The organism is Blautia sp. OM07-19 (genome assembly GCF_003481595.1).
Taxonomy (GTDB): Bacteria; Bacillota; Clostridia; order Lachnospirales; family Lachnospiraceae; genus Blautia_A; species Blautia_A intestinihominis.
Genome location: NZ_QULA01000044.1, coordinates 1 through 24,046 on the forward strand (window position 1 = coordinate 1; position 24,046 = coordinate 24,046).

Here is a 24,046-nt window from a genome sequence, read left to right on the forward strand (position 1 = left end):
GTTTTAAAAGAAAAATGGTGCTGGGCATAACACCCAACACCAAGTTTGTCTACAGTCTGTAACAACCACCGTTTCAACCGGTGGTTGTTTATCAGCTCACCTTCAGATTCCCAGAACAGCAGATATCTTAATCTCTTTTTCCGTTTCACTGAGATCAAAATCTCCACTATCTTCCACAGTCATATGTACCTCATACAGTACGTCTTCGGATAATGTATCCGGTGTTTCACCATCTTCTGTCTGAATATGCCAATTCTCTGCCGGAACTTCTTTCAAGGTACCATCTGTACCATATGCATACAGCTTCAGAGAACCTGTTTCCCCGGAGATTCCTTTCATACGTATTGCAACGGTTGTATTCGGATGTACGTTCTCAATTGTGATCGTATTCAGCCATCCTTCCACATCTCCCTGTCCACCGTCTGCCGCAAATTTCTCCTGACTTAACACATTGCGCATTGCCTGATCCAGATCAACCTTACGATAAGGCATTTCCGGCAGATAAACAAACCTGTCCTGAAGCCTCAGAAGTTCCAGATAACCGGTCGGACAGTAAAGTGAATTTCCGCTGTTTCCAGCATACATTCCAATAGCCATATTGTTGTATCCCGGTTTGTCAGAAATATCCATGGTAAATGCAGTCTCGCCTGTCTCAAAATCAAGCATAATATACTGCCACATACCAGTTTCCATATCCTGAACATATCCGTAAATATATCCTGTTGCAGTGGACAGCTTCATCATGGAAGTGTCAGACAGATCACTTCTGCACCAGATACTCTTCATCTCATATCCGTCCTCCGTCTTAACTGTATCCACACGTTCTATACCCGGTGCGATCATTTTATTGCCCTGTCTCAGCCAGCCCACATCATAAATATTCTCATAGCTTTGTATTGAGGAATCATTATCTGCTTCTCCAAGCTTCGCACTTCCTGCACCAAACCAGTTACATACGATCGTGCTTACTGTTCCCTCTCCATCATCATATACAATTGCAGAATTTTCCACAGACACCTGTGTACCTTCCGGAAGCTCATCTATAACAGGCATACTCGCAACCTGTTCTCCTGTTTTCATATCCACCGCAATAAGATTTACCGGATCCTGATTATCTGTAAACATAACCAGATCTTTGGTTAGAGACGGGGAACATCCACCTCCCCATGCAAGACCGCCACCTGTCGTCTCATCGCCTTCTTTGCTTTCCTTGGCACCCACACTTTTATAGGAAGTTTCCCAGACTTTTTTTACACCATTATCCGCCTGGAGCAGATAACACTTCAGATTTGTCAGAATGACCGCACCCTCCTTAGATGCCGCAATACCATTCTCTGCACCCTCTCCCGGTTCCAGTTCATATACAAACACTGCATCTGACAGATCCACATCTTCTCCATTCAAGATCTTATCGATAGCTGCACGTGAAACATAGCCAAAGGTTCCCTGCTGTTTTCTGTCAGGATAAATGCGGAAGCCTCCTGTTGCAAACCAGAGATTTCCCTCATAATCAAAAACTACAGATAACAGATTCTGATCCAGTGTTTTTCCAAGTGCAGCCTCTGCTGCCGCTTTAATATCAATATCCAGCACTTTCTCAAATTCCGGAAGTACATTTCCCTCCTCATCTGTAGCCTTAAGCATAAGTACCCGATTATCGTTCGTCGGACACACAATGCGATTGCTCTCATCTACAAAAGAATATGAACTCTGTATCAGATAGCTTCCATTGTCATGCTGTTTTGGTGAAAAATAGCCCAAGGTCTGTGCCTCATCTGCATTAATATCACGGATCGCCAGGCCACCCAGAAGCGGAACCACAGAATGTCCATAGGAATCAAAAAAGACTGCCGGGGAAGCATTGGGATTAACTTTTTCATAAGAAACATTGATCTCAGAATAAATATCAACAGGCAATACCTCATCTGTTGAATCTGTATTATAGCAGTCATGATGAATATTGGAATCACTTGCTGCCATATAAGGATTCACATCCATAACCTTCGGTGTAAGTGTCTTTATAGGCAGTTCTGATGTCTGACCTGCATTTTCCTCTGTCTGTGTTTCTTCTACCTGTGTTTCCTCTGCACGTACCATATTTATTGACGGTTCAGATGTTGTAGCTGCTATAAAAGCGATCATTGCAAGAATTAAAGCTCTTTTCTTCATAATTGTTTTTCCTCCTGAGTGTTTTTGTCATATTACATTTCTGTGTTCAAACCAGATGGAGAGTCCTTCTTTTATTTTCTGCTCTTCCACAGGTTTCATAAAAAAATATTCTATCCGCATCCTGAACGCATGAAGCGAAAAATCAAGATCACTGCACCAGATAATCCCACATTTCGGATACAGGGAACGGAGATGTTCTGCCGCATTCAGCCCGGACACACCTGGCAATGCAAGAAACACCACTGCCGGTACTGTTTTTCGTGTCCGCCCCAAAAACCGTTCCTGATCCTGATAGATTTCAATCAATGGAAAAACATTCTTTTCTGTACAGTAATTTCTGATGTATTCCGCACAGTTCTGTCCTTCCTGTTCCTGATCAGTCAATATGGCAATACAATACACGACATCCCTCCTCTTCCATTTGATGTACTCCCATTTGTTATCCTCATTATAAAAAAGTCAGAAATTTTTTCAATAATTCTGTCACGAAACGACAGAAAATGACACGAATTGTAAATCTATGGTATTGTTTTGTGATATACTTATAGCAGAATTTTATAAACATATAAATAAAGGAAGATTTACTATGAGAATTGCAATTGTTGATGATATTTCAGAAGAACGGACACTGCTTCGCAACAGACTGGAATCTCAATTTTCCAGGCGCAATGTCCACATAGATATATTTGAATATGAAAATGGAGAAACTTTCCTCACTGCGGCAAAGGAATGTCCTTTCACTGTAGTGTTTCTGGATATTTATATGAATGGTTCTAACGGAATTGATACAGCAAAAGAACTTCGCAGATCAGATACTGACTGTCTGCTGATCTTTACAACAACTTCCACTGACCATGCATTAGAAGGATTTCAGGTCCGGGCTCTCCACTATCTTGTAAAACCCTACAGTGAAAATGATATTTCCGTACTGGCAGATGAAATCCTTTTCCGCATCCCGGATTCCGGGAAATACATAGATGTAAAGGTAAACGGCAGTAATATTCAGATTCCCTTCCGGAAAATAATCTACGCAGAGCATTTTTCCCACATGATCCACATCTACACTGCCGGTGAAAGGGAATTGGTCACCCGACAGTCCTTTGACTCCTTCATAACCTCCCTGAAAATGGACTCACGTTTCTATCAATGTAACCGGGGCGTTGTGATCAATCTGGAGCATGCCGTTGATTTTGACGGATCAGGCTTTCGCCTTGATAACGGAAGCAATGTCCCGGTCAGCAGGAAGCTTATTAAAAACGCCAGACAGACATTTATGGAATTTCTGTTCCAGAGGAGGTCCTGAAATGACTGACATACTTTGCCCTGTACTTGAACTTTCCGTAATCATTCCCGGTATACTGCTGGCATATCTGCCTGTAAAAAGCTATCTGAGGCAGACACCGCTTAAGCTGACAGCATGGCTTCTTCCCCTTCTTCTGGGAATCTGTATTTTGGGAGGGGCAGTTTGCTGTGCCCTGCAAATTCCCACCAGATGGTTCCTGTTTCCTCTGCTGCCTGTCATTATGCTCATTTACCATAAAACATTAAAAATCTCTGTCTGGAAATCCGTCAGTATTTTTCTGGCAGTCTTCGCAGTTTTTACATGTATCAAAAGTCTGTCCCGGGCACTCAATGCCCTTATGACTGCTGACCTGCATATTGCAGAAAACGAACTGTGGTTGCACACTGGTGCCGGAATTTTTTATAACGTCATCTGTCTGCTGTTTGTTCTGGCAGTCTGGTATCCTGCCTGCCACTATGTACAGACAATGATCGCAGACGAGAACTTTGCCCAGACCTGGTATGTATTCTGGATTCTTCCGGTGATCTTCATAGGAATGAATCTTTTTATGATTCCTAAATACCGCAGTACTTTATATACCGGGCGGGTCCTGCAGTGTTATATTGTTTTAAGTCTTGTACTGCTCATAATCCTGCTTCTGTTTTATGTCATGTTTCTTATGATGGCAGTCAGCCTGAACAGAAATGCCAAACTTCAGCAGGAGAACCTTTTTCTTTCTCTTCAGCAGGAAAGGTACGAGAATCTCTGCATGGCCATCGAAGAAGCAAGACAGGCCCGTCACGATGTCCGCCATCATTTTGTCCGACTGTCCGCTCTGGCAGAACAGGGTGACATGGAAAAAATTAAAGAATATCTCTCCGCTGCAACCGGAAAAATCTCTGACTTTAACCTGCATTTCTGTGAAAATCAGGCTGTTGACAGTATTTTCGGATATTATTCCGCCCTTGCAGAAAGAGAAAACATTTCTTTTCATGCAGTGGTTTCCATGCCTGCTGAGCTTTCCTTAGATGAGATTAATCTGTGCCTTGTGTTTTCCAATCTGCTGGAAAATGCCATCCAGGCAAGTGTAAAAACAGCGCCCGCCCGCAGAAAGATTAACGTGGAAGTTTATCCCCACCATAATCATCTCCTTCTGATCCATGTGGAGAATACCTTCGATGGCAAAATACAGCAAAAAAACAATATTTTCCAATCCTCCAAACGCTCCGGAAACGGCATAGGAATCGAATCCGTCCGCCACATTACCGACAAAAATGGCGGTACCTGTGACTTTACCTATGAAGATGGTATTTTCTCCGCCAAAATAATGCTCCGGATATAATCAGTTACTGATTATATCCGGAGCATCCACGTATCAATAAAAAACACAATGACATTATTACCTCCTGCAAGTCTGATTTCTGCTTTTATTTCATTTTATTGCAATAAGCCCCGTCGGGGGATATTGATATATTCCGTTTTATACCAGACATATTCCGTTTTTATATATCTTTTTATAAAGAAAAAAACACAGTACAACAGAGATGCCCTGTCATACCATGTTTTTTAGTTATTGTGGACAGTTACTTTACTCTGTCCTATTCTGCCAGCAATCCTGCTGCCCGCATATTTGCAAGCAGAAGATTAAACTGATTTACCACATCTTCCGCACTTGTCGCATTTGCGACCGCTGCTGCAGGAGTTATGGTACCTGCGGGGCCTGTGGGGCCGGTTGGACCGGTTGCTCCTACTGGTCCATCTGCACCAACCGGACCGGTTGCACCTGGACTCCCCTGTGGCCCGGCTGGTCCTGTTGCTCCGGGGCATCCTCTTGGTCCCATGGGACCGGTCGGACCCGGACATCCACAGTTGCAGCAGCCCTGACTCTAACAGTCAGCTTCTCTGTTTTTTCTGAAAAACTCCATATATTGATCCCTGCTAAAATATTTCTCTCTTTAGGATATGCACAGTCAGTCTTTCCTGTTCCCTTTACTTCAGACAACAATAGTCAGATGTACATCGGTGATCTGTATTTACTGTTTGACTGAGATAAAATACTGCTGATTTTTCAGAAATTCTCTCCCGTAAGGTTTATACGTGCCCGCCTGACAATGATACTGAAACGCTTTTTCAATATCGCCAAGATAATACCAGCAGACACTCAGCTGAATGCATGGAATATAGCCATAGCACTCTTTTTCCACAAAACCTCCTGTCTTTGCATTCTCAGATACCTGCAGTGCATTTCTGTACCAGAATACTGCCTGTTCCCATTTCTTTCTGTCAAAGAAATGTTTGCCTATATCACAGCATAGTTCTCCCGACGGTGTCCGGTATGTCAGTCCCCTGTACAGAAACTCCAGTGCCATTCCATTTTGTTTCAGTTCATAACAGCATCGTGCTGCCACTCTGCATGCCTCCACCTGGTTTTCCACAAATCCCTCCGGTAATTGCAGAAATTTCAGGAGGTTATCCACCGCCTCCACATACTCCCTGTGATAAAACAACTCTCGTCCATAATAAAATCTGTCTCTTGCCGATAATACTTCTCCATCTGATTCCATCTTTTGATATATCTCGAGATTTCTTCTTGAGTATTCCGTTTTTATGCTGTGATGTTCTATCTCACAGTCCAGGTATTCCGTCCTGCCTCTGACGGCTAACGTCTCATGCACCCGTCCCTGCCACTGAAAGTCCTTATCTCTTTTTACTATTCTTTCACGATAATAGACTAATGTCGGATTTCTTTTTTCATCAAAGCCTGCCACATATCGGATCATTACCACATCCGATGATCCGTCTGTTTCTTCTTTCCATCGCTTCAGTTTCAGCACTTCACTTTTCGTAATAATATCATCTGCATCAAGCCACATACAGTAGTCCATCTCTGCCTGAGAAAAAGAATAGTTCCTCGCTCTTGAAAAATCATCCTGCCATTCCTGTTCAAATACTCTGGCATGGTATTTTTCTGCAATCTTTTTTGTCCGGTCTTCAGACCCCGTATCAACTATGATAATCTCATCTGCAATCTCCTGCACAGATTCCAGACATCTGCCAAGCACTCTCTCCTCATTTTTTACGATCATGCAAAGACTGATTGTAACCATCTGCGTCCTCTCTGCCTATAAAACGGAAGATTTTCTACTCTGCTCTTATAATACTTTATGAGATTTGTAATGAACTATATACATGCATTCCACCAAAAAAGGAAGTCGCTATTTGCGACTTCCAAGTCTTCCCTTAAAATCCCCGTATCCAAAATCCGTAAGCTGCTGCATAGTACTGTCAGCACGTCTGAGCCAGATATCCGGTAACGGCATCCCGTTAAATGTATTATTTTTACAGGTAGTATAGATGGCCATATCTCCAAACATAAGAAGATCCCCATATTCCGGAAACTGTCTGAATTTATAGTCTCCGATCACATCTCCCGACAGGCAGGTTGGCCCTCCAAGGCGAACTGTGGTTCCTCTCTCTTCTATATCATCTGCTCCAAGAAGCGGCGGAAGATACGGCATTTCCAGTACATCCGGCATATGGCAGGCCGCACTGGCATCTACGATCGCAATTTCTGTCTCTCCGTTTTTCAGAACATCCAGCACACGGGTCAGAAGGAATCCTGCATTTAATGCCCATGCTTCTCCGGGTTCAAGATAAACCTCTACCTTCCATTCATCTTTTGCCATCCGGATGCATCGTTCCAGTCGTTCAATATCATAACCTGGTCTTGTAATATGATGACCGCCGCCAAAATTGATCCACTTCACTCTGGAAGCCAAATCTCCAAAATGCTTCTTTACAAAAACAAGAGTTGTCTCCAGATCATCGGAATCCTGCTCACAGAGAGTATGGAAATGAAGTCCATCGAGTAAATCCAGAAGTTCCGGGTTTTTCTGGAATGCTTCATCCCACTGTGCTCTTGTCGTTCCCATTCGGCTTCCCGGTGCACAGGGATCATAAATCTCATGTCCATCCTGTGTAGAACATTCCGGATTGATCCGAAGTCCCACGCTCTTTCCCGCTTCTTTTGCTCCTGGTCCGAAACGAAGAAGCTGCGTTGGCGAATTAAACACTATATGATCCGCATACTGAAGAAGTTCCTCAAATTCATCTGCCCGATAACCGGCACAGAATACATGAACCTCTTTTTCCGGCATTTCCTCAGCTCCAAGTCTTGCCTCAAACAGTCCGCTGGCCTCTGTACCCGCAAGATACGGCTCAAAAAACTGATAACAATCATAATTGCTGAACGCTTTCTGCGCCAGGAGCATCTTACATCCTGTCCGCTCTGCCACTTCACCGAGCAGTTTTGCATTTTTTATAAGTGCTTTTTCGTCCAGGATATAGCAGGGTGTTTTTATATTCCTGAATTCCGGCGGAATGATTCCGCCGGTGGCTGTAAATGGTGCTCTTTTATCCAATCCTTCCATCAGTCTACCAGCTTCGGATCGTGGCTTTCACTGCGCGGCAGGCCATAACGGTCGAGTGCATCCAGGAACGGATCTGGATCAAATTCTTCAACTGTATACACACCTGGTCTGATCCACTTTCCGGTCAGCATCATAAGCGCTCCGCACATTGCCGGAACACCGGTTGTATAGCTGATCGCCTGACTTCCAACTTCGTGATAGCATTCCTGATGATCGCATACATTATAGATATAGTATGTCTTTTCTTTTCCGTCTTTTACACCTGTAAAGATACAGCCGATATTTGTTTTTCCTTTTGTACGTGGTCCAAGGCTTGCCGGATCCGGAAGCAGTGCTTTCAGGAACTGAATTGGAACAATCTCCTGTCCGTTGTACTGGATCGGTGTTGTGGAAAGCATTCCTACATCTTCAAGACAACGCATATGATCCAGATAGCTCTGTCCGAAAGTCATAAAGAAACGAATACGTTTTACACCCGGGATTGTTTTTGCAAGAGACTCGATTTCTTCATGGTGGAGCAGGTACATATCCTTGTCTCCTACCTGGTCAAAGTTATATTCTCTCTTGATATCCATCGGCGGGATTTCCACCCAGTGTCCGTTTTCCCAATAGCTTCCCGGTGCACTTACTTCACGAAGATTGATTTCCGGGTTAAAGTTTGTCGCAAATGCATATCCATGATCGCCGCCATTGCAGTCCAGGATATCAATCGTATCAATCTGATCAAATTCATGCTTTAATGCATAGGCACAGTAAGCCTGTGTAACACCCGGGTCAAATCCACATCCGAGAAGTGCTGTAAGTCCTGCATCTTCGAATTTTTTACGGTATGCCCACTGCCAGGAATAGTCAAAGTATGCAGAAAATCCTTCTTCTTTGCAGCGTTTTTCATAGATTGCACGCCACTCCGGATCATCGGTATCTTCCGGCTCATAGTTTGCTGTATCCATGTAATTTACACCACATGCCAGACATGCATCCATGATTGTCAGATCCTGATATGGAAGTGCGATGTTCATTACCAGATCCGGTTTATAGCTGTTGATCAGCTCGATCAACTGGTCTACGTCATCTGCGTCCACCTTAGCTGTAGTAAGAACTGTTTTTGTCTTTCCTTTCAGTTTTTCCACGAGTGCATCACATTTTTCCTTTGTGCGGCTTGCAATACACATTTCTGTGAATACCTCGTCAACCTGGCAACATTTCTGAATTGCTACACTGGCTACTCCTCCGCAGCCGATTACAAGTACTCTGCTCATAATTTTTCTCCTTTTATGATAACTGGCTGTTTCTTCAACAGTCTTATTTTATAATATTATTTTTATGGTGTCGGGGATGACCCTGGTATCATTTTATTTTGCAACTGCAAGAAGCAGTTCACGTAGAACCTTGCAAGCCGTTGCAGTTGAAACACCGCTTGCATCCAGCATAGGTGCAAGTTCATTGACATCTGCCCCTACCACGTTCGCCTGAGAAACGGTACGGATAGCTTCAAGAAGCTCTATAAAGCTCACACCTCCTGCCTCCGGAGTTCCTGTTCCCGGAAATACCGACGGATCCATACAATCCAGATCAATCGTAAAATATACCGGAACCTGTTTCTCTTTCAGTTCTCTGACGGTCTCTTCCAGTCCGTCAAAAGTAAACGGATGAAAGTCTGTATGTTTTCTGGCAAACTGAAATTCTTCTCTCTCACCGCTTCGGATGCAGAACTGATGAATATGTCCATCTCCCAGAATCTCATGACATCTTCGAAGCACACAGGCATGACTTAATTTTGCTCCGAGATAATCATCTCTTAAATCTGCATGTGCATCAAAATGAATAATATGAAGCTCCGGATATTTTGCAGCTACGGCACGCACCGCTCCCAGTGTCACCAGATGCTCGCCTCCCAAAAGCAGTGGAAATTTTTCTGCGTTCAATATCTCTTCTGCTCTCTTTTCAATGTCTGAAAGTGCCATTTCGCTGCTTCCAAAACAAAGTTCCAGATCTCCGCTGTCAAATACACGGATATCCATAATGTCTTTATCCTGATACGGACTGTAGGTCTCCAGACCAAAGCTCTCATGTCGCATGGCTGACGGACCAAACCGGGCACCCGGACGGAAACTTGTTGTAGAATCAAAGGGTGCACCGTAAAGAACAATAGATGCCTCCTCAAAACTGCTTTCACAGCCAATAAAAGTTTCTATATTAGGCAACATCATAAATTAATCCTCCACTTCTTTCAGCATATCTTCCAGAAAAGCCGGAAGATAAAATGCTCCTTTATGGAGTCTGGTTGTATAGTAACGTGTGCGAAGATTTAACGCATTCCATGCTTCCGGGTCAAGATCATCAACCGGATGATATTTTTTACTTGCAAATCCAAACAGCCAGTAACCTGCAGCAAATGTCGGAATGTGTGCCTGATAAACACGGCTGATCTGAAAAGTGCTGGCAATTCTCTTATGGCTACGCTGCATGGCATGTGCATCTTCCGCATAGAACGGGCTTCCCTGCTGGTTTACCATAATCCCGTCATCCTTCAGTGCGTTGTAACAGTTTCCATAGAATTCACGGGTAAACAGCCCTTCCGAAGGACCAAACGGATCAGAAGAATCTACAATGATGAGGTCATATTTTGCTTCACACCGACGGATAAATCTCAGCGCATTTTCATAATGAAGATGTACTCTTCTGTCATCCAGTCTGCAGGCATTTCCCGGAAGATAGGCACGACAGGCTTCCACAACCATCGGATCCATTTCTACCAGATCAATATGACGTACTCTGTCATATCTGGTCAGTTCACGAACAACACCACCATCTCCGGCACCAATCACAAGAATATCCCTTGCTTCTTTATGTATTGCCATCGGCACATGCGTGATCATCTCATCATAAATAAACTCATCACGCTCTGTCAGCATTACATTTCCGTCCAGAGTCAGCACACGGCCAAATTCTGGTGTCTCAAAGATATCAATTCTCTGATAGTCGCTCTGCTTCGAATAGAGCTGACGATTTACCCGGATACTGTGCTTGACATCCGGTGTATGAAATTCCGAAAACCACATTTCCATTGTCATTCCCTCCCTGCCAGTACATTTAATCTCAAAATATCCGGATCTTCGGGGCCTGTCATATTGCAACCCTTTGCTTTTGCATATTCAATATAATCCAGAATCTCTGCTGTGATCCGTTCTCCGGGTGCAAGAATCGGAATTCCCGGCGGATAACACATCACAAATTCACTGCAGACCTTTCCCTCCGTTTCTCGAAGCGGCAGACTGCATTTATCTGCATAAAAAGCTTCCTGTGGACTTGTCACTACCTGTGGATCAATATACTCCTGACTGAGAAGTCCTGATCCATCTGTCTGAAAACGTCTGCGGATTTCCGCAAGCGCACTTACCAGTCGTTCTATTTCCTGTGCACGGTCTCCGATGGAAAGATACGCAAGAATGTTTCCAATGTCACCAAATTCTATCTGAATATCATATTCATCCCGCAGAATATCATAAACTTCGATTCCTGCAAGTCCAATATCCAGTGTATGTACACTTAATTTCGTAATATCAAAGTCAAAAACCGAATTTCCATTTACCAGTTCTTTTCCAAATGCATAATAACCACCGATCGCATTGATTTCCTCTCTGGCATATTCTGCCATATCTGCTACCTGGTGAAAAATCTGACGGCCACGCTGTGCAAGATTTCTTCTTGAAATGTCAAGACTTGACATCAGAAGATAACTTCCAGAGGTCGTCTGTGTCAGATTAATGATCTGGCGCACGTATCCTGCGTGGACGTTCGGACCTGTAAGAAGAAGACTCGACTGTGTAAGACTTCCACCACTCTTATGCATAGATACCGATGCCATATCTGCACCTGCTGCCATAGCCGAAACCGGAAGACCTCCGCCAAAGTAAAAATGCGTTCCATGAGCCTCATCCGCCAGACACAGCATTCCTGCATCATGTGCCATCTTGACAATCGCACGCAGATCACTGCATATTCCATAATACGTCGGATTATTTACCAGAACCGCAACTGCCTTCGGATGTTCCTTTATTGCTTTTTCTACCTGCTCCCTGCGCATTCCAAGTGAAATTCCAAGTCTCTGATCCACCTCTGGGTTTACATAAACAGGAATCGCGCCACACAAGACAAGTGCATTCAAAACACTCCTGTGAACGTTACGGGGCAGTATGATCTCATCTCCGCGTTTGCAGGCAGTCAGGACCATGGTCTGAACGGAACTGGTCGTGCCTCCCACCATCAGAAAAGCATGTGCTGCTCCAAATGCATCTGCTGCCAGTTCTTCTGCTTCCCGGATTACAGATACAGGATGACAGAGATTATCCAGCGGTTTCATGCTGTTGACATCCACCCCTACACATTTTTGTCCCAGAAATTCTGTCAGTTCCGGATTGCCTCTTCCCCGCTTATGACCGGGAACATCAAAGGGTACAACTCGCATTCGTCGGAAAGTCTCCAGAGCTTCATGTATCGGTGCATGATTCTGGTTCAATTTAAAACGACTTCCTTTCATCATTCCTCCATTTCCAGTTTCCTTTGTCTCAACCCTCAAACCACATTCCACAAACTGAGCAAAATAAAAAAACGCAGATTAGGGCACTAAGCCACAAACCTGCGTCTGATCTGTATTCGCATGCGTGTCAGAGTCTATATAGCAATCATACTTTTACTACTCTTATTGATCGTTTCACAAGTCTGCGCTTTGGGCGCATCTCGGTTATCAAAGGAACCTACTTATAAAATTTGAGCTTCTAACTCAATCAATAAGGCAACCAAAGTTACCATAATCGGCAGTGGACCCGGCTGTCCGTATGGCCTTAACCCTGATGGGTGATCCAAAACAATTGCTTTGAAAAGACTCTGTCTGTTACTCTGCATCTTCGTCTCTCAAAATCGACTTTATCATAACATGTAAAAAAAACACTGTCAATAATTTCTTATTTTAACACTTCGCTGTGTTTTACATATATGTTACTGTTCACTCCGTTCACAGTAACTTGGTCAAAATGCATTCCAAATCACCTTCGGTGAAGGCATTTTGCCCTGTATGTCTCGGGATTTTGCCATATTCATGGCAAAACGCCTCGCGGGATACTACCTGTGAATAGTAACAATTCTATTCGAACCGGGTCATAAATCATCTTATGAGTATCCTGATCAGCATTTTTATCTCAGGATACCATGGAAAAACCTCGGATTTTGCTAAAAACAGCTCCTGCCACAGAACTACGATCGCTCATTTCCTTAATTCCGGGAAATGGAATGATTCATTACTTTCAGATACATTAAAACAGTCTATCATTGAGATTATTTATTCAGAAGCTGCACGTACCGGAAATCCTGTTTTCTGCATTGTGGATGACACAATAGCTTCAAAGACTAAGCCTTTGTCACGGGCTTTACATCCAATCGAAGATGCGTATTTTCATCAGTCCCATTTAAAGAAAAAACAGGATTATGGACATCAGGCAGTTGCTGTCATTCTTTCCTGCAATGGCATTGTCCTGAATTATGCTTTTGTAATGTACAATAAATCAATTTCTAAAATTGACATTGTTCAAAACATCGCAAAGGAACTGGCTGCCGAATTGTCCGTTACACATAATGGATTTGACCTTGCGACAGTCAAAAAACGAAAATATTATGTGTACCGATATGAGGGAAACCTCAACGGCATAGAAAATGCGGTAGTTCTTTTAAGTTATCCTGAAAAAGCATTTGGTAATCCCAAAGCACTGCGTGCATTCATCAGTACGCAGGAACTGGTGAGTTCTGCTCTTTCGAGACCGGATATCACAAAATCTGCGGCATTGTTCAGTCGGAAAAGTATCGATATCTTTTCCAATGTGCAAAGGAAAGCGATGATTTTGACTCATTTATAGTTGTAAAGTAAGCACAATCCTGTACCATAGTTACCTGGAAATTACTGTGCACTTCATTCTCATGGACAAAATACATTCCAGATTGCCTGTTATTTTGTTAATACTTTCCCCGCACAGAGTGCCGCTCCACACGCCGATTCCTGTTATCATTCCCCGGCGGGACGGATCACTTCTTGTCCCGGAAAATGCCGTGTCTACTTTCCATACAGCTTCTTTTCCATATTTTTCAAGAAAATCTTCTGCCTGTTCCTGCATCCGGGAATACATCTTTGCCCCGGAATCTGTTCCGGAGACTTCTCGGTAAAACTGTTCCAGCATCGCATAAGCACGACCACCGCACAAAGAAGCCCCAACAAGGATATAACTGCTTTCAGTACATGGACGAAGTTCTACACTGCCTCCGCATTCTACAAACTCTTCTGATACAAAAGAAATCTGACTTCCGGTTCCCACATTCAGAAGAACGGTATCCTCAAGATCCCGGACAGAGCCAAACAGGCTCGCCTGATTATCACCGATCGATCCCATTACCGGTACACCATCTCTGGTTTTTCCGATCAGAAAATGTCCCTTTCTCACTTCCGGCAGATAAGAAGCGTCTACACCCGCATGCTTCAGAGCCTCATACAAAAACTCCTGTCTCTGCAGGTCAAAGCATCCCCAGCTTGCCGCCATGTCAAGTCCGATAACAGGGATAGTATTTCCACACAGGTCCTGCCGTCTTCCAGCGGGATCTCGCCACTTCCATCCTGCCATGTATACAGCGGACTTACTGCCATTCCAGAAGCATCCACATACAGCATCCCATGCATCTGTCCCGTAAATCCAATCCCATCCGGCAGTCCATGTTCTCCCTGCATCTTTGCGAGAAGTTCTCTGACGATCTCATAGATCTGCCCCGGATCCTGTATCTTCTGCTCCGGCCTGCTGCTCTGCAGAAAAGAATTATGTTCCACCGTCTCTCTTGCAAGCTGCTTCCCCGTTTCTGTATCTGTCAGCACGATACTGACTGTTGTCGTGCCGATGTCTATTCCCATGATCTTCATAATTTATTCCGCCTTTTCCAGCACTTCCACCGTAAACGCTTCCAGGCTTTCATAAATCCCATCAGCAATCTCTTTGATCTCCTCTGACGGTACCAGAACATCCGGGATCATGATCGCGGTACATCCTGCTGCTTTTCCGGCGTGGATGCCGTTTTCGCTGTCTTCAAAGACATAGCAGGTTTCCGGTGTACAGCCGATCCGCTCTGCTGCAAGGAGAAAAATATCCGGTGCCGGTTTGCCATGTTCAACCTCTTTGCCGCTGACAACTGCATCAAAATATTCTCTCATTCCTGCCAGTTTCAGATTACTTTCTATCTGTTCCGGATAACTGCTGCTTGCCACTGCAAGGTGCATACCCTTCTCACGAAAAGCTTTTACGATTCGCTCTGCACCCGGTTTCTTCGGCACATACACCTTAAGTTTCTGCCGCACCCGCTTCATGCACTCTTCCATAATGATGCTTCCATCGGCAACTCCATAATGCTTCTCGATCACCCTGCACATATACGCACCGCTGGTTCCACAGATATCGCCAACAAAATCAGCCCCAAGAGTCACACCATTCTCTGCTGCCAGTTCATTCCATGTTTCCTGATAGATGTTCTCTGTATCGAACAGCAGACCATCCATGTCAAAAATCGCACCTTTCATTTCCATTTGCTATCTTCCGCCTTCTACTTTCCAGTTCTTCTGTCATTTCGCTTCTCAGGCTGTCCAGTTTATAAAGCCAGGTCAGCACAGCGATTATAACACACAATACAACCGGTATCCAGATAAAGCAGACTTCAATGTAGGACAATGCTTTGTCCGTCTGTACTGCATTGGCTACATAGCCGCCATTCTTAAGAAAAGCACCGATCACAAAACTGGTAAGTCCCATGCCGCCTTTTACAAAAAATCCCTGGAATGCAGCGATCAGTCCCGCTACGCTGGAATTTTTCTTGTATTCTGAATAGTCGATCACATCTGGCTGCATGGCAAAAGTAATGCCAAAGATTCCATAAATCCCAAGTCCTGTGATCACCAGTCCTGCAAGGAGAAAAACTGCGAAATTTTTTCCAAGGAAGATCATCAGGTCTCCCGCTATGTACAGTGCCACACTTACAAACATCAGGTTTCGCTTGCTGAATCTTTTTTCCAGTGCCGGAAGCGCCAGAAGCATCGGAAAACCGGATAAAATGCCAAGGATTCCAACCAGTGACAGCCATTCTGTTCTGCCAAGGTTATATTTGAAATAATACAAAACAGTTGTGTTTCTTACTACATACAGTGAAAAATAAAACAGATTCAGGAGAAAAAGAATCCATGCCTGTCCGGTGAGCCCTTTCAGACTTTCCAGTAAAGTTGTTTTTTCATTGCTGACAGTTGGCGGTACGACTTCTTCTGTGCTCGCAAAAGTCACGAAGAAAATCAGCATAGCTGCAATTCCATAAATGGTCATAGTTACAAGATAGCCCCTGGCTTCATTTCCTTTACCGAAAAATTTTACCATTGGTGCTGTAATCGTCATGACGATCGCGGTTCCGATCATCGCACAGATCATTCTCGTGGAAACCAGGATATCTCTTTCATGTACATCCGAAGTCAGTCTCGGAACGATCGTATTCAACGGGATATTTACAACTGTGTATGCTGTACAGAGGAGACAGTACGTCACATTTTCTCCTGAGTAATATCCATATGCCAGGAGTCCGCCACAGTCCGGATTACCATTCAGAGAATTTGTATATAATTTACTGAACAGTTCTCCTGTATCTGTCTGATATCCCATAAGCTGTGCAAACTCTTCAAAAAGTCCAACCCAGGCATTCAGGTCAGAAGTCCCGTTGTTGGCATGCGACATCGCACATGGAAAACCTGTCGGCGTTGTGACCATATCAATCTCTCGGTAAATTTTACTAAGCTGTTTTTCCAGAACGATCATGGCAAAAGTGCTTGTTCCCGCTGATACATTGCCTGTCCGTGGAGCCACGGAATTTGTCGCGGTCATGCCAGTGCCGGCATCTCCCTCCGGCGGACATAACGGAATTCCCGCTTCCAGATTTCCGCTTTCATCAAGGAAAGCTGCACCTTCTTCTGTCAGAATTCCTGCACCATATCTTCACAGTAATCGTGCGTACCAGAGTTCACCGGAAACATTCCTGCTGCATCTCCGATACCGATTACCCTGTTTCCGGTCAGTTTCCAGTGAATATATCCACTCAGAGTGGAAACATAATCCAGTTCTTTCACATGTGCTTCCTGATCCAGAATCCTCTGATAAAGATGTTCTCTGTTCCCTGTCTGCCCTTCTTGATGACACAGAAACGCTGGATACTTTTTTTGAAAAAGTCCATGATGGACAAACCAATGCCGTAAATCGCTGGCACCAGTATCTCTCTCATCTGGCAAGATCCATCAATCTACTGCATCTGATCTATGATAAAGATTTTATTCTCGGCGGCTATCTTGCTCCTTACCTCCAGGAGAAAGATCTCTCCTACATCCATGAAGAGATCCGGCGCATGACTCCATTCCCGGAAAGCCAGGATTTCCTGCATATCAGCAAGATGCCGAAGCACAATATCACGATTGGCGCGGCACTGCCGTATATTAAGGAGTTTCTTGGAATTAAATGAAGGAGGACAAGCTCATGCGACTAGCATTAATACAGATGTCGGATTCCGGCAGTGTAGAATCTAATATAGAAAAAAGCTTAAATGCAATGAAAGAAGCCGGCGACACATGCAGAAAAAATCAGATCATGGCTGTCCCGAATATCTACCTTCTGGAAAATGAGCGCCCATACGATGCAAGCATTCTGATCAACAAAAACGGTAAAATTCTGGGAATTCAGAAAATAGTACACATCGCTCAGGCTGATAAATTTTTTGAACAGGACTACTATACTCCGTCTGATGACGGATTCAAAGTTTTTGAAACAGAATTTGGAAAACTAGGAATTGTCGTCTGCTTCGACCGCCACTATCCGGAAAGCATCCGAACCGAAGCTTTAAAGGGTGCAGATCTGATCTTGATTCCGACCGTAAATACCAAAGCGGAACCTTCAGAAATGTTCGAATGGGAGCTTCGTGTACAGGCATTTCAGAACAGTACCATCATTGCCATGTGCAATCGTGTCGGTGCAGAGGGAGATATGGATTTTTCCGGTGAATCGATCGTTGTTGATGCGAATGGAAATGTACTTGCAAAAGCAGATGATAAAGAACAGATTTTATATGTTGATATCGAGCTTAAAGCCGCATCTGCCATAAGAGCAGCGCGACCTTATACTCAACTTAGAAGAACTGAATTTTATGAATAAATGGATTTATTTCTTACCCCAATTCGCCATGCTGTTTCCCTGCTGTTCGGAGAATCCTCTGTGTCCATGGACAGGGATTTTATCAAAGGCTGTTTCCAGTGCCTGGAATTCTGCATCGGACAGCTCTACGTTTCAGGAACCGAGGTTTTCGAGGATTCTTCCCTGGTTCTTGGATCCAGGGATCGGGACTACATTTGGATATTTATGCAGCATCCAGCTCAATGAGATCTGGGCTTTGGTTGCAGCTTTTTTCTCTGCGTATTCCTCAAGCAGTGCAAGCACCGGCTGGTTTGCTTCGATATTTTCTTTGCGAAGCTGTGGAACGAATTTGCGGACATCGTCGCTGTGGGAAAAATCAGAATTTACAGTCACTTTTCCGGAAAGAAAACCACTTGCTGTTGGGGAGAACGGAACAAGCCCTATGTTGTGTTCCATGCAGTATAGAATTACCGCCTCTTCTGCGCCTCGCTCTACCATGGAATAAATATTCTGGATCGCGGAAAGTGGGGTTTCTTTATTAGCTCTGTCGATCACATCAACATCAACCTGGGATAATACACATCTGCATAGTCTGTCTGCAGGTTTCTCAGAGATCTTTCCAGATGCTCCCGCATAGTGGCTTCCACACCTTTGCTCTTTGCTTCTGCTGTTTCCAGATGGAATTTCGTTCCAATGACGATATCTTTACGAAAATCTTTCACTGCTTTTCCGACAATCTTTTCGTTATGGCCTTTGTTTTCCGGAAGCATGTTCGGTCCATAAGCTTCTGCCGTATCAAAGAATGTACAGCCGAATTCATATGCTTTGCGGATCGCTTCAATGCTGTATTCCTCCGTCGGGATCTCACCATATCCGTGACTGAATCCCATACAGCCAATACCGATCGGAGATACTTCAATATTTCTTAATCTACGCTTTTCCATCGTTTTCGTCCCCTTTCACCAAAAAAATTTCTCTTATAAATCTTACAGAATAGACATAAACCACTCTACTGTTTTTGGATCATAATGTGAGAAGAACAGGCTTTCTCCACCATCCAGTTTCTCAATAGCAGCCATCTCTTCTGCTGTCAGACTGAAATCAAAGAGGTCAAAATTCTGCTGCATTCTGTCCTTATGAACAGATTTCGGAATAATGACCACATCGCTCTGGAGCAGGAAACGCAGAGCTGTCTGCGCGGCAGTCTTTCCGTATTTCGCACCGATTTCTGTAAGAACCGGATTAGTAAACATATCCTTGCGGCCTTCTGCAAACGCTCCCCAGGATTCAATCTGGCAGCCGTATTTTTTCAGATATTCTTTTGCAACTTTCTGCTGCTGGAATACATGTGTTTCGATCTGGTTTACAGCCGGTTTTATTTCTGCAAAATGCTGGATATCAAGGTAACGGTCCGGCCCGAAGTTGGATACACCGATCGCACGGATCTTGCCTTCTTTGTAAAATTCCTCCATTGCACGATAGGTTCCGTAGTAATCACCAAATGGCTGATGAATCAGCAGAAGATCCAGATATTCTGTCTGCAGTTTTTTCATGGATTCTTCGATAGAAGCTCTTGCTTTCTCATAACCGGCATTTGTGATCCATACCTTGGTTGTCAGGAAAAACTCTTCTCTTGGCAGACCGCATTCACTGAGTGCTGCTCCTACATCTTCTTCGTTATAATAAGCCTGTGCGGTGTCGATGCTGCGGTATCCTACCTCGATTGCATCCAGTACGCAGCGTTTTGTATCTTCCGGCGGTGTCTGATAAACACCATATCCAAGTTTCGACATTTTGATTCCGTTGTTCAGAGTAACATATTCCATGATCTTTACCTCCAATTTTCTGAAATGTGATTGTTCATTTTGCTTACTGTAACTATATAATTTCTAATTACGGTAAATCCTTTTTCAATTTCTACTTTACAGTTTCTTCCCAAAAATGCACACTATTTATATCGCAATCTGCTTTTCATAAAATGAAATGTAAATCAGGAGGACGAGTATGCTGGATCTGTACGAACTGGAACAATTTGTGGCTTTCGCAGAGCTCGGAACGCTGTCCCGTGTTGCAGAGAAATTCCATATCTCAACACCAGCTATCACACGTTCCTGCGCCCCGGCTCCATTATGGAAACTGCTGCCAAAACTAAATGCCGAATATCCGGGAATGATGGTTTCCTCTGTCATCTGCCAGAATGAGGAAGTTCTCGCTGCCCTGAAAGACGGTTCCTGTGATATTGGAATCCTTCCATTTCCACTGAAAAACAGCTTTAAAGAAATCAACGGATTCAATTTTCTTCTCCGCACAGAACTTGGCTTCTGGGATACCCTCTGCCGCGAAAAAATGCCCGCCTCCAAATTCCTCGTACAGACAGATGCTGAGGCACTTGTGACATTTTATATTACCAAATGTTCCCCAAAATAAGGTGCAAAAAGCTGCTGACTTGCATGCCAGCAGCTTTTATGCTTTACTCTATCGTTTTCTTTTTTAATCAGAGTTTTCCGCCATACACAGGGAATCCACTGCTTGCTCCATAACTCTCAATCTTTTTGAAGTTCTTGAGAATCTCCATATCCTCCGGGCTGATTTCGAAATCAACTTCTGCATTTGCCTTCATATGATCTGGATTTGCTGTCTTTGGCAGGGAAATCGTTCCAAGCTGCAGTGTATAACGGATGCAGAGCTGTGGAACAGATACTCCATATTTCTCGGCCATTTCTTTGATTTCCGGCTGATTCAGGATCTCGCCATGTCCATTCGGGGAATATGCTTCTACTGCAATTCCGTTCTTCTGGCAATATCCGACCAATTCAAGCGGAGTATTGCTGATATGAAGCAGGATCTGGTTGACCATCGGTTTGATCTCTGCGGTTTCCACCAGGCTCTCAATATCTCCGATCTGGAAATTGGAAACACCGATCGCTTTTAATTTTCCAGCTTTATATGCGTCTTCCAGAGCTTTCCATGCTGCACGGTTTCCTTCTACATAACGATTCTCTGACTGGTTAACTTCTACCCATGGCTGCGGGCTGTGAATGATCATCATGTCCAGATAATCAAGGCCCATTTTTTCCAGAGTTTCATCGATACTTCTGGCTGCATCCTCATATGTCTTGTGTTCTGCAGCAACCTTGGATACAACAAAAAGTTCCTCTCTCGGAATTCCACAGGTTCTGACACCCTCTCCAACTCCACGCTCATTTCCATAAGCCTGAGCAGTATCTATATAGCGATAACCAATTTCTACCGCCACCATTTTCTCTAGTGTACTGTCCGGAAGCTCCACATTTCCTACACCACGCTCTGTGCTGTAAGTACAGTTTTCAAAATTCACGCTGAAACCGTTTGTGCAGGAGCAGTCTCCCAGGATTCCTCCCATACTTGGTTTCCAGTATTCCGCTTTTGCTTTCTGGAATTCTTCTTCTGTCACACCATCACCTTTCTGTGGCTCTTCATAACTCAGCGAGCCAGTATTGGTACAATTGCTGATCATAACGAGGGCGTCTTTTTTGTTGATCTCACTTTTGGAGGGCTTATCAGCATCAACCGATAACAGTACGGATTCCCCTATTCTGCCAACAATTCCTCCTCCCATAACAGACAGAGTGAACAAAGAAGCATCTTCTTTTTCTCCCTCATCATTTTCTGTTTTCAGATCTGCTTCTCCCATGACCCACTGTTTTGTGAATGAAATATTTCCACTGTTTTCGCATCCGTCGATTTCTGTTTTGGTAAGCATAAAACCATCAACTGCAAGAATGCCGCCCATATAACCATTCGTAGTCGGAGAAGAAAGATTTCCGCTATTCTTACAGTTCCTGATTGCAAAAGATGTATTTGCATTTTCCTCAGTCTTATAATAAGCTGTAAAACATGCAATTCCACCTGCCTCTACTTCACTGCTGATGTCTCCTGTATTTTCACAGTTTTCAAGTTCCAGATTCCAGTCATTTCCCATATTTGTTGTATAACAGAGAATACCTGCTGCATTTTGTCCGAATGAAACAATCTTTCCATGATTGACGCAGTCAGACAGAACCACATTTCCTTTCTGCATTGCCAGATGATGAACGATCCCGGCACCTTCTCCTTCTGTAAAGTCTACTTCATTCGTACATCCCGAGACAGTAAGTGTACTGTCTGTTTTTATACATGCATCTGCTGCAATGCCAGCATAATAATGATTTGTCGAAAAAACTTTTCCTACATTTTTGCAATTTTCAATCGTAACGGTATATCTCGGATCTGACAGATACACAGAACCTGTGATTCCTCCTGTATTGGCATTATCAGATATAACAGTTCCATTATTTATACAGTCACTGAGAATCCCATCCTCTCCCATGACCACCACGGAAAAATCTCCCGTAATTCCGCCTGCTGATAATGAGGTTCCTTCTGAGTCCTCTTCATTCACCTTAGCTTCAACCGTTCCCTCGTTTACACAACCTGTGATCCTGGCAGAATTCGAACCTGCAATTCCTCCCAATGCATGGGCGGAAGCACTTCCTTTTTCTGCTTCTATGTTTCCTTTATTCACGCAATTCACAATCCCTGCAAAATCTTCTGCTTTTTCATCCCTGTCACTTTCCACAGCAGATACTGCTGATGAAAAATCTCCTGTAATTCCACCCAGGTAAGCCAGCCCGCTTTGCCCGTTCTTCAAATCTTTTACTGCTTTTACAGTTCCATCAAACTCACATCCACTGATCGTGCCAGACGCGCTTCCGGTAATTCCTCCGTAATATCCATCATATCCAATCACAGTCCCATTTACTGTGCAGTTCAGAATCTGTGTTTTAGCTGCATTTCCGGCAATTCCTCCCGCTTTGGAAGCATCCCCTGATACTTCAATATATACATCTGTCAGATTCAGATTTTTTATCGTAGCACAATATACATCTGCGAATAAACCACTATGATCTGATGAAGCATCTGCGTTGTCTTCCTGAAGATCTTTATTCTGATACAGACCACTGATCGTATGTCCGTTTCCGTCAAATACACCAGTAAACGTCGCTTCTGCTCCGATCGATCTCCAGTCATACTCCGGTCGCTCTGTGCCCCAGTTTTCATAATCAGAAGCATCATTAAGACTGATATCTGCTGTCAGGATATAATTTTGAGTACGATATTCCATACTTCTATTCTCCGGATCCGAAAGGAGTTCTGCCAAATACTGCAGTTCCTCCGCAGAACTGATCTCATAAGGTGAGTTCTCAGTTCCATCTCCACCCGCAAATGCCCTGGCAGCCTCTCTGTATACCGACTCCCCGACATCTCTGTGCTGATGTTCGTACGGCTGTACGATACTTTCTTCTTCCTGGACTTCATCATCCGCTTTGACAAAATTTCCCGTCATAATGCCCAGCATACTGACACCAAGTGCCATAAATAAAAACTTCTTTTTCATCCTCGCTCTCCCCTGCATGAATTTTTTATTCCTGTAATTTTATCATAACATATAGTAACGAAAATCTGTTGTTTTACTGAGTTTTTTATAGCAAAAACACAGGGAGACTGCAATCTCCCGATTCTCAGTCTCCCTGTCGATCATTTTATTTATTCAGATATCTGCAGACAGCTTCTTTCATTTTCTGGATATCCAGCGGTTTCACCAGGTGTGCATTCATACCTGCTTCCATACACTTCTTCTCATCCTCATCAAAGGCATTTGCAGTCATGGCAATGATCGGGATGGTTCCGGCATCTTCACGGTCAAGTGCGCGGATCGCTTTTGTTGCGGAGAGTCCATCCATCTCTGGCATCATGATATCCATAAGAATCGCATCAAAAGTGCCCGGTTTATTTCTGGAAAAAATGTCTACTGCCTGCTGTCCATAATCCTGTTTTTTCTTTAAATGAGACTGGTGAAAGTACGCATCTTCAATTGGATGTAATGCCCGTGACAAAGGCTTAGTCTT

General features: G+C 43.8%; 22 protein-coding genes and 2 pseudogenes. 6 read left to right on the forward strand and 18 right to left on the reverse strand.

The genetic code is table 11. The annotated features are described in order from the left end of the window. Positions 1-102: 102 nt before the first annotated feature. Entirely contained in the window at positions 103-2,169 is a 2,067-nt protein-coding gene (locus DXC01_RS18120) for a hypothetical protein (RefSeq protein WP_118699536.1), read from the reverse strand. A gap of 27 nt (positions 2,170-2,196) precedes the next feature. After that, the gene (locus DXC01_RS18125) at positions 2,197-2,571 is read right to left on the reverse strand and encodes a response regulator (RefSeq protein WP_118254131.1); all 375 of its coding nucleotides are present in this window, start codon (positions 2,569-2,571) and stop codon (positions 2,197-2,199) included. Positions 2,572-2,755: 184 nt separating this feature from the next. On the opposite strand from DXC01_RS18125, the gene DXC01_RS18130 reads away from it, so the two are divergent. Together DXC01_RS18130 and DXC01_RS18135 are read left to right on the forward strand one after the other, a co-directional pair. Beyond that, complete coding sequence (locus tag DXC01_RS18130; RefSeq protein ID WP_118699537.1) at positions 2,756-3,472, forward strand: LytR/AlgR family response regulator transcription factor; 717 nt, start codon at positions 2,756-2,758, stop codon at positions 3,470-3,472. 1 nt (position 3,473) lies between these two features. Further along, positions 3,474-4,793 carry a sensor histidine kinase gene (locus DXC01_RS18135; protein WP_118699538.1) on the forward strand — a complete coding sequence of 440 codons (1,320 nt, stop codon included), beginning with the start codon at positions 3,474-3,476 and terminating at the stop codon, positions 4,791-4,793. 256 nt (positions 4,794-5,049) lie between these two features. Here DXC01_RS18135 and DXC01_RS20910 read toward each other — a convergent pair whose 3' ends face one another. The 7 genes from DXC01_RS20910 to DXC01_RS18170 all read right to left on the reverse strand — a co-directional run bounded on the left by DXC01_RS20910 (position 5,050) and on the right by DXC01_RS18170 (position 12,424). Beyond that, positions 5,050-5,292 (reverse strand): collagen-like protein, encoded by a 243-nt coding sequence (locus DXC01_RS20910; RefSeq protein ID WP_147399642.1) that lies wholly within the window; start codon positions 5,290-5,292, stop codon positions 5,050-5,052. Positions 5,293-5,484: 192 nt separating this feature from the next. Beyond that, positions 5,485-6,558: a tetratricopeptide repeat-containing glycosyltransferase family 2 protein gene (locus DXC01_RS18145; RefSeq protein WP_118699539.1), complete on the reverse strand. Its 1,074-nt coding sequence runs from the start codon at positions 6,556-6,558 to the stop codon at positions 5,485-5,487. Positions 6,559-6,666: 108 nt separating this feature from the next. Beyond that, the gene (locus tag DXC01_RS18150; protein ID WP_118699540.1) at positions 6,667-7,881 is read right to left on the reverse strand and encodes a carboxynorspermidine decarboxylase; all 1,215 of its coding nucleotides are present in this window, start codon (positions 7,879-7,881) and stop codon (positions 6,667-6,669) included. Then, the gene (locus tag DXC01_RS18155; RefSeq protein WP_005424872.1) at positions 7,881-9,140 is read right to left on the reverse strand and encodes a saccharopine dehydrogenase family protein; all 1,260 of its coding nucleotides are present in this window, start codon (positions 9,138-9,140) and stop codon (positions 7,881-7,883) included. The genes DXC01_RS18150 and DXC01_RS18155 overlap by 1 nt, the downstream gene beginning before the upstream one ends. 93 nt (positions 9,141-9,233) lie before the next feature. Then, positions 9,234-10,091, reverse strand: coding sequence for an agmatinase (gene speB / locus DXC01_RS18160; RefSeq protein WP_118699541.1), 858 nt, complete (start codon positions 10,089-10,091; stop codon positions 9,234-9,236). A gap of 3 nt (positions 10,092-10,094) precedes the next feature. Further along, positions 10,095-10,949 (reverse strand): polyamine aminopropyltransferase, encoded by an 855-nt coding sequence (gene speE / locus DXC01_RS18165; RefSeq protein ID WP_118699542.1) that lies wholly within the window; start codon positions 10,947-10,949, stop codon positions 10,095-10,097. Positions 10,950-10,951: 2 nt separating this feature from the next. Further along, positions 10,952-12,424: an aminotransferase class I/II-fold pyridoxal phosphate-dependent enzyme gene (locus DXC01_RS18170; protein ID WP_118254151.1), complete on the reverse strand. Its 1,473-nt coding sequence runs from the start codon at positions 12,422-12,424 to the stop codon at positions 10,952-10,954. 628 nt (positions 12,425-13,052) lie between these two features. On the opposite strand from DXC01_RS18170, the gene DXC01_RS18175 reads away from it, so the two are divergent. Continuing rightward, a complete protein-coding gene (locus tag DXC01_RS18175) occupies positions 13,053-13,790 on the forward strand; it encodes a hypothetical protein (RefSeq protein ID WP_199705037.1) in 738 nt (245 codons plus the stop codon). Positions 13,791-13,820: 30 nt separating this feature from the next. Here DXC01_RS18175 and DXC01_RS18180 read toward each other — a convergent pair whose 3' ends face one another. The 5 genes and pseudogenes from DXC01_RS18180 to DXC01_RS21375 all read right to left on the reverse strand — a co-directional run. After that, positions 13,821-14,465: a hypothetical protein gene (locus DXC01_RS18180; RefSeq protein ID WP_158583652.1), complete on the reverse strand. Its 645-nt coding sequence runs from the start codon at positions 14,463-14,465 to the stop codon at positions 13,821-13,823. Further along, positions 14,405-14,836 carry an FGGY family carbohydrate kinase gene (locus DXC01_RS18185; protein ID WP_118699544.1) on the reverse strand — a complete coding sequence of 144 codons (432 nt, stop codon included), beginning with the start codon at positions 14,834-14,836 and terminating at the stop codon, positions 14,405-14,407. Before DXC01_RS18185 ends, DXC01_RS18180 begins: the two co-directional genes overlap by 61 nt. Positions 14,837-14,839: 3 nt before the next feature. Next, the gene (locus tag DXC01_RS18190) at positions 14,840-15,493 is read right to left on the reverse strand and encodes an HAD family hydrolase (protein WP_118699545.1); all 654 of its coding nucleotides are present in this window, start codon (positions 15,491-15,493) and stop codon (positions 14,840-14,842) included. After that, positions 15,468-16,493 carry an MFS transporter gene (locus DXC01_RS18195; protein ID WP_243111667.1) on the reverse strand — a complete coding sequence of 342 codons (1,026 nt, stop codon included), beginning with the start codon at positions 16,491-16,493 and terminating at the stop codon, positions 15,468-15,470. Before DXC01_RS18195 ends, DXC01_RS18190 begins: the two co-directional genes overlap by 26 nt. Continuing rightward, a pseudogene (locus tag DXC01_RS21375) lies at positions 16,488-17,104 on the reverse strand (FGGY-family carbohydrate kinase); the annotation flags it as partial. The pseudogene DXC01_RS21375 and the gene DXC01_RS18195, both read right to left, overlap by 6 nt. Between DXC01_RS21375 and DXC01_RS18200 the strand changes: the two are divergent. Then, positions 17,071-17,454, forward strand: a complete 384-nt coding sequence (locus tag DXC01_RS18200; protein ID WP_118699547.1) for an ROK family protein — start codon at positions 17,071-17,073, stop codon at positions 17,452-17,454. The pseudogene DXC01_RS21375 and the gene DXC01_RS18200 sit on opposite strands and share 34 nt — an antisense overlap. A gap of 14 nt (positions 17,455-17,468) precedes the next feature. Continuing rightward, positions 17,469-18,140, forward strand: a complete 672-nt coding sequence (locus DXC01_RS18205) for a carbon-nitrogen hydrolase family protein (RefSeq protein WP_118699548.1) — start codon at positions 17,469-17,471, stop codon at positions 18,138-18,140. A 132-nt stretch (positions 18,141-18,272) separates the two neighbouring features. Here the strand turns inward: DXC01_RS18205 and DXC01_RS18210 are convergent. Both DXC01_RS18210 and DXC01_RS18215 read right to left on the reverse strand, forming a co-directional pair. Continuing rightward, positions 18,273-19,063, reverse strand: a pseudogene (locus DXC01_RS18210) (aldo/keto reductase). A 42-nt stretch (positions 19,064-19,105) separates the two neighbouring features. Beyond that, the gene (locus tag DXC01_RS18215; protein ID WP_118699549.1) at positions 19,106-19,945 is read right to left on the reverse strand and encodes an aldo/keto reductase; all 840 of its coding nucleotides are present in this window, start codon (positions 19,943-19,945) and stop codon (positions 19,106-19,108) included. Between the two features lie 178 nt (positions 19,946-20,123). Here DXC01_RS18215 and DXC01_RS18220 point away from each other — a divergent pair, with 178 nt between their 5' ends. Beyond that, positions 20,124-20,546 carry a helix-turn-helix domain-containing protein gene (locus DXC01_RS18220; protein ID WP_199705039.1) on the forward strand — a complete coding sequence of 141 codons (423 nt, stop codon included), beginning with the start codon at positions 20,124-20,126 and terminating at the stop codon, positions 20,544-20,546. Between the two features lie 67 nt (positions 20,547-20,613). Here DXC01_RS18220 and DXC01_RS21135 read toward each other — a convergent pair whose 3' ends face one another. Together DXC01_RS21135 and DXC01_RS18230 are read right to left on the reverse strand one after the other, a co-directional pair. Further along, complete coding sequence (locus tag DXC01_RS21135; protein ID WP_330427707.1) at positions 20,614-23,535, reverse strand: aldo/keto reductase; 2,922 nt, start codon at positions 23,533-23,535, stop codon at positions 20,614-20,616. 145 nt (positions 23,536-23,680) lie between these two features. After that, the coding region (locus DXC01_RS18230) for a response regulator (RefSeq protein WP_147399643.1) at positions 23,681-24,046 on the reverse strand (366 nt) is incomplete at its 5' end.

Excerpts from the sequence above, each read along its gene's own strand:
- DXC01_RS18120 (WP_118699536.1), bottom strand. The coding sequence starts at position 2,169 with ATGAAGAAAAGAGCTTTAATTCTTGCAATGATCGCTTTTATAGCAGCT.
- DXC01_RS18130 (WP_118699537.1), top strand. The coding sequence starts at position 2,756 with ATGAGAATTGCAATTGTTGATGATATTTCAGAAGAACGGACACTGCTT.
- DXC01_RS18135 (WP_118699538.1), top strand. The coding sequence starts at position 3,474 with ATGACTGACATACTTTGCCCTGTACTTGAACTTTCCGTAATCATTCCC.
- DXC01_RS20910 (WP_147399642.1), bottom strand. The coding sequence starts at position 5,292 with ATGGGACCAAGAGGATGCCCCGGAGCAACAGGACCAGCCGGGCCACAG.
- DXC01_RS18145 (WP_118699539.1), bottom strand. The coding sequence starts at position 6,558 with ATGGTTACAATCAGTCTTTGCATGATCGTAAAAAATGAGGAGAGAGTG.
- DXC01_RS18150 (WP_118699540.1), bottom strand. The coding sequence starts at position 7,881 with ATGGAAGGATTGGATAAAAGAGCACCATTTACAGCCACCGGCGGAATC.
- DXC01_RS18155 (WP_005424872.1), bottom strand. The coding sequence starts at position 9,140 with ATGAGCAGAGTACTTGTAATCGGCTGCGGAGGAGTAGCCAGTGTAGCA.
- speB (WP_118699541.1), bottom strand. The coding sequence starts at position 10,091 with ATGATGTTGCCTAATATAGAAACTTTTATTGGCTGTGAAAGCAGTTTT.
- speE (WP_118699542.1), bottom strand. The coding sequence starts at position 10,949 with ATGGAAATGTGGTTTTCGGAATTTCATACACCGGATGTCAAGCACAGT.
- DXC01_RS18170 (WP_118254151.1), bottom strand. The coding sequence starts at position 12,424 with ATGATGAAAGGAAGTCGTTTTAAATTGAACCAGAATCATGCACCGATA.
- DXC01_RS18175 (WP_199705037.1), top strand. The coding sequence starts at position 13,053 with ATGAGTATCCTGATCAGCATTTTTATCTCAGGATACCATGGAAAAACC.
- DXC01_RS18180 (WP_158583652.1), bottom strand. The coding sequence starts at position 14,465 with ATGGCGGCAAGCTGGGGATGCTTTGACCTGCAGAGACAGGAGTTTTTG.
- DXC01_RS18185 (WP_118699544.1), bottom strand. The coding sequence starts at position 14,836 with ATGAAGATCATGGGAATAGACATCGGCACGACAACAGTCAGTATCGTG.
- DXC01_RS18190 (WP_118699545.1), bottom strand. The coding sequence starts at position 15,493 with ATGGAAATGAAAGGTGCGATTTTTGACATGGATGGTCTGCTGTTCGAT.
- DXC01_RS18205 (WP_118699548.1), top strand. The coding sequence starts at position 17,469 with ATGCGACTAGCATTAATACAGATGTCGGATTCCGGCAGTGTAGAATCT.
- DXC01_RS18215 (WP_118699549.1), bottom strand. The coding sequence starts at position 19,945 with ATGGAATATGTTACTCTGAACAACGGAATCAAAATGTCGAAACTTGGA.
- DXC01_RS18220 (WP_199705039.1), top strand. The coding sequence starts at position 20,124 with ATGCTGGATCTGTACGAACTGGAACAATTTGTGGCTTTCGCAGAGCTC.
- DXC01_RS21135 (WP_330427707.1), bottom strand. The coding sequence starts at position 23,535 with ATGAAAAAGAAGTTTTTATTTATGGCACTTGGTGTCAGTATGCTGGGC.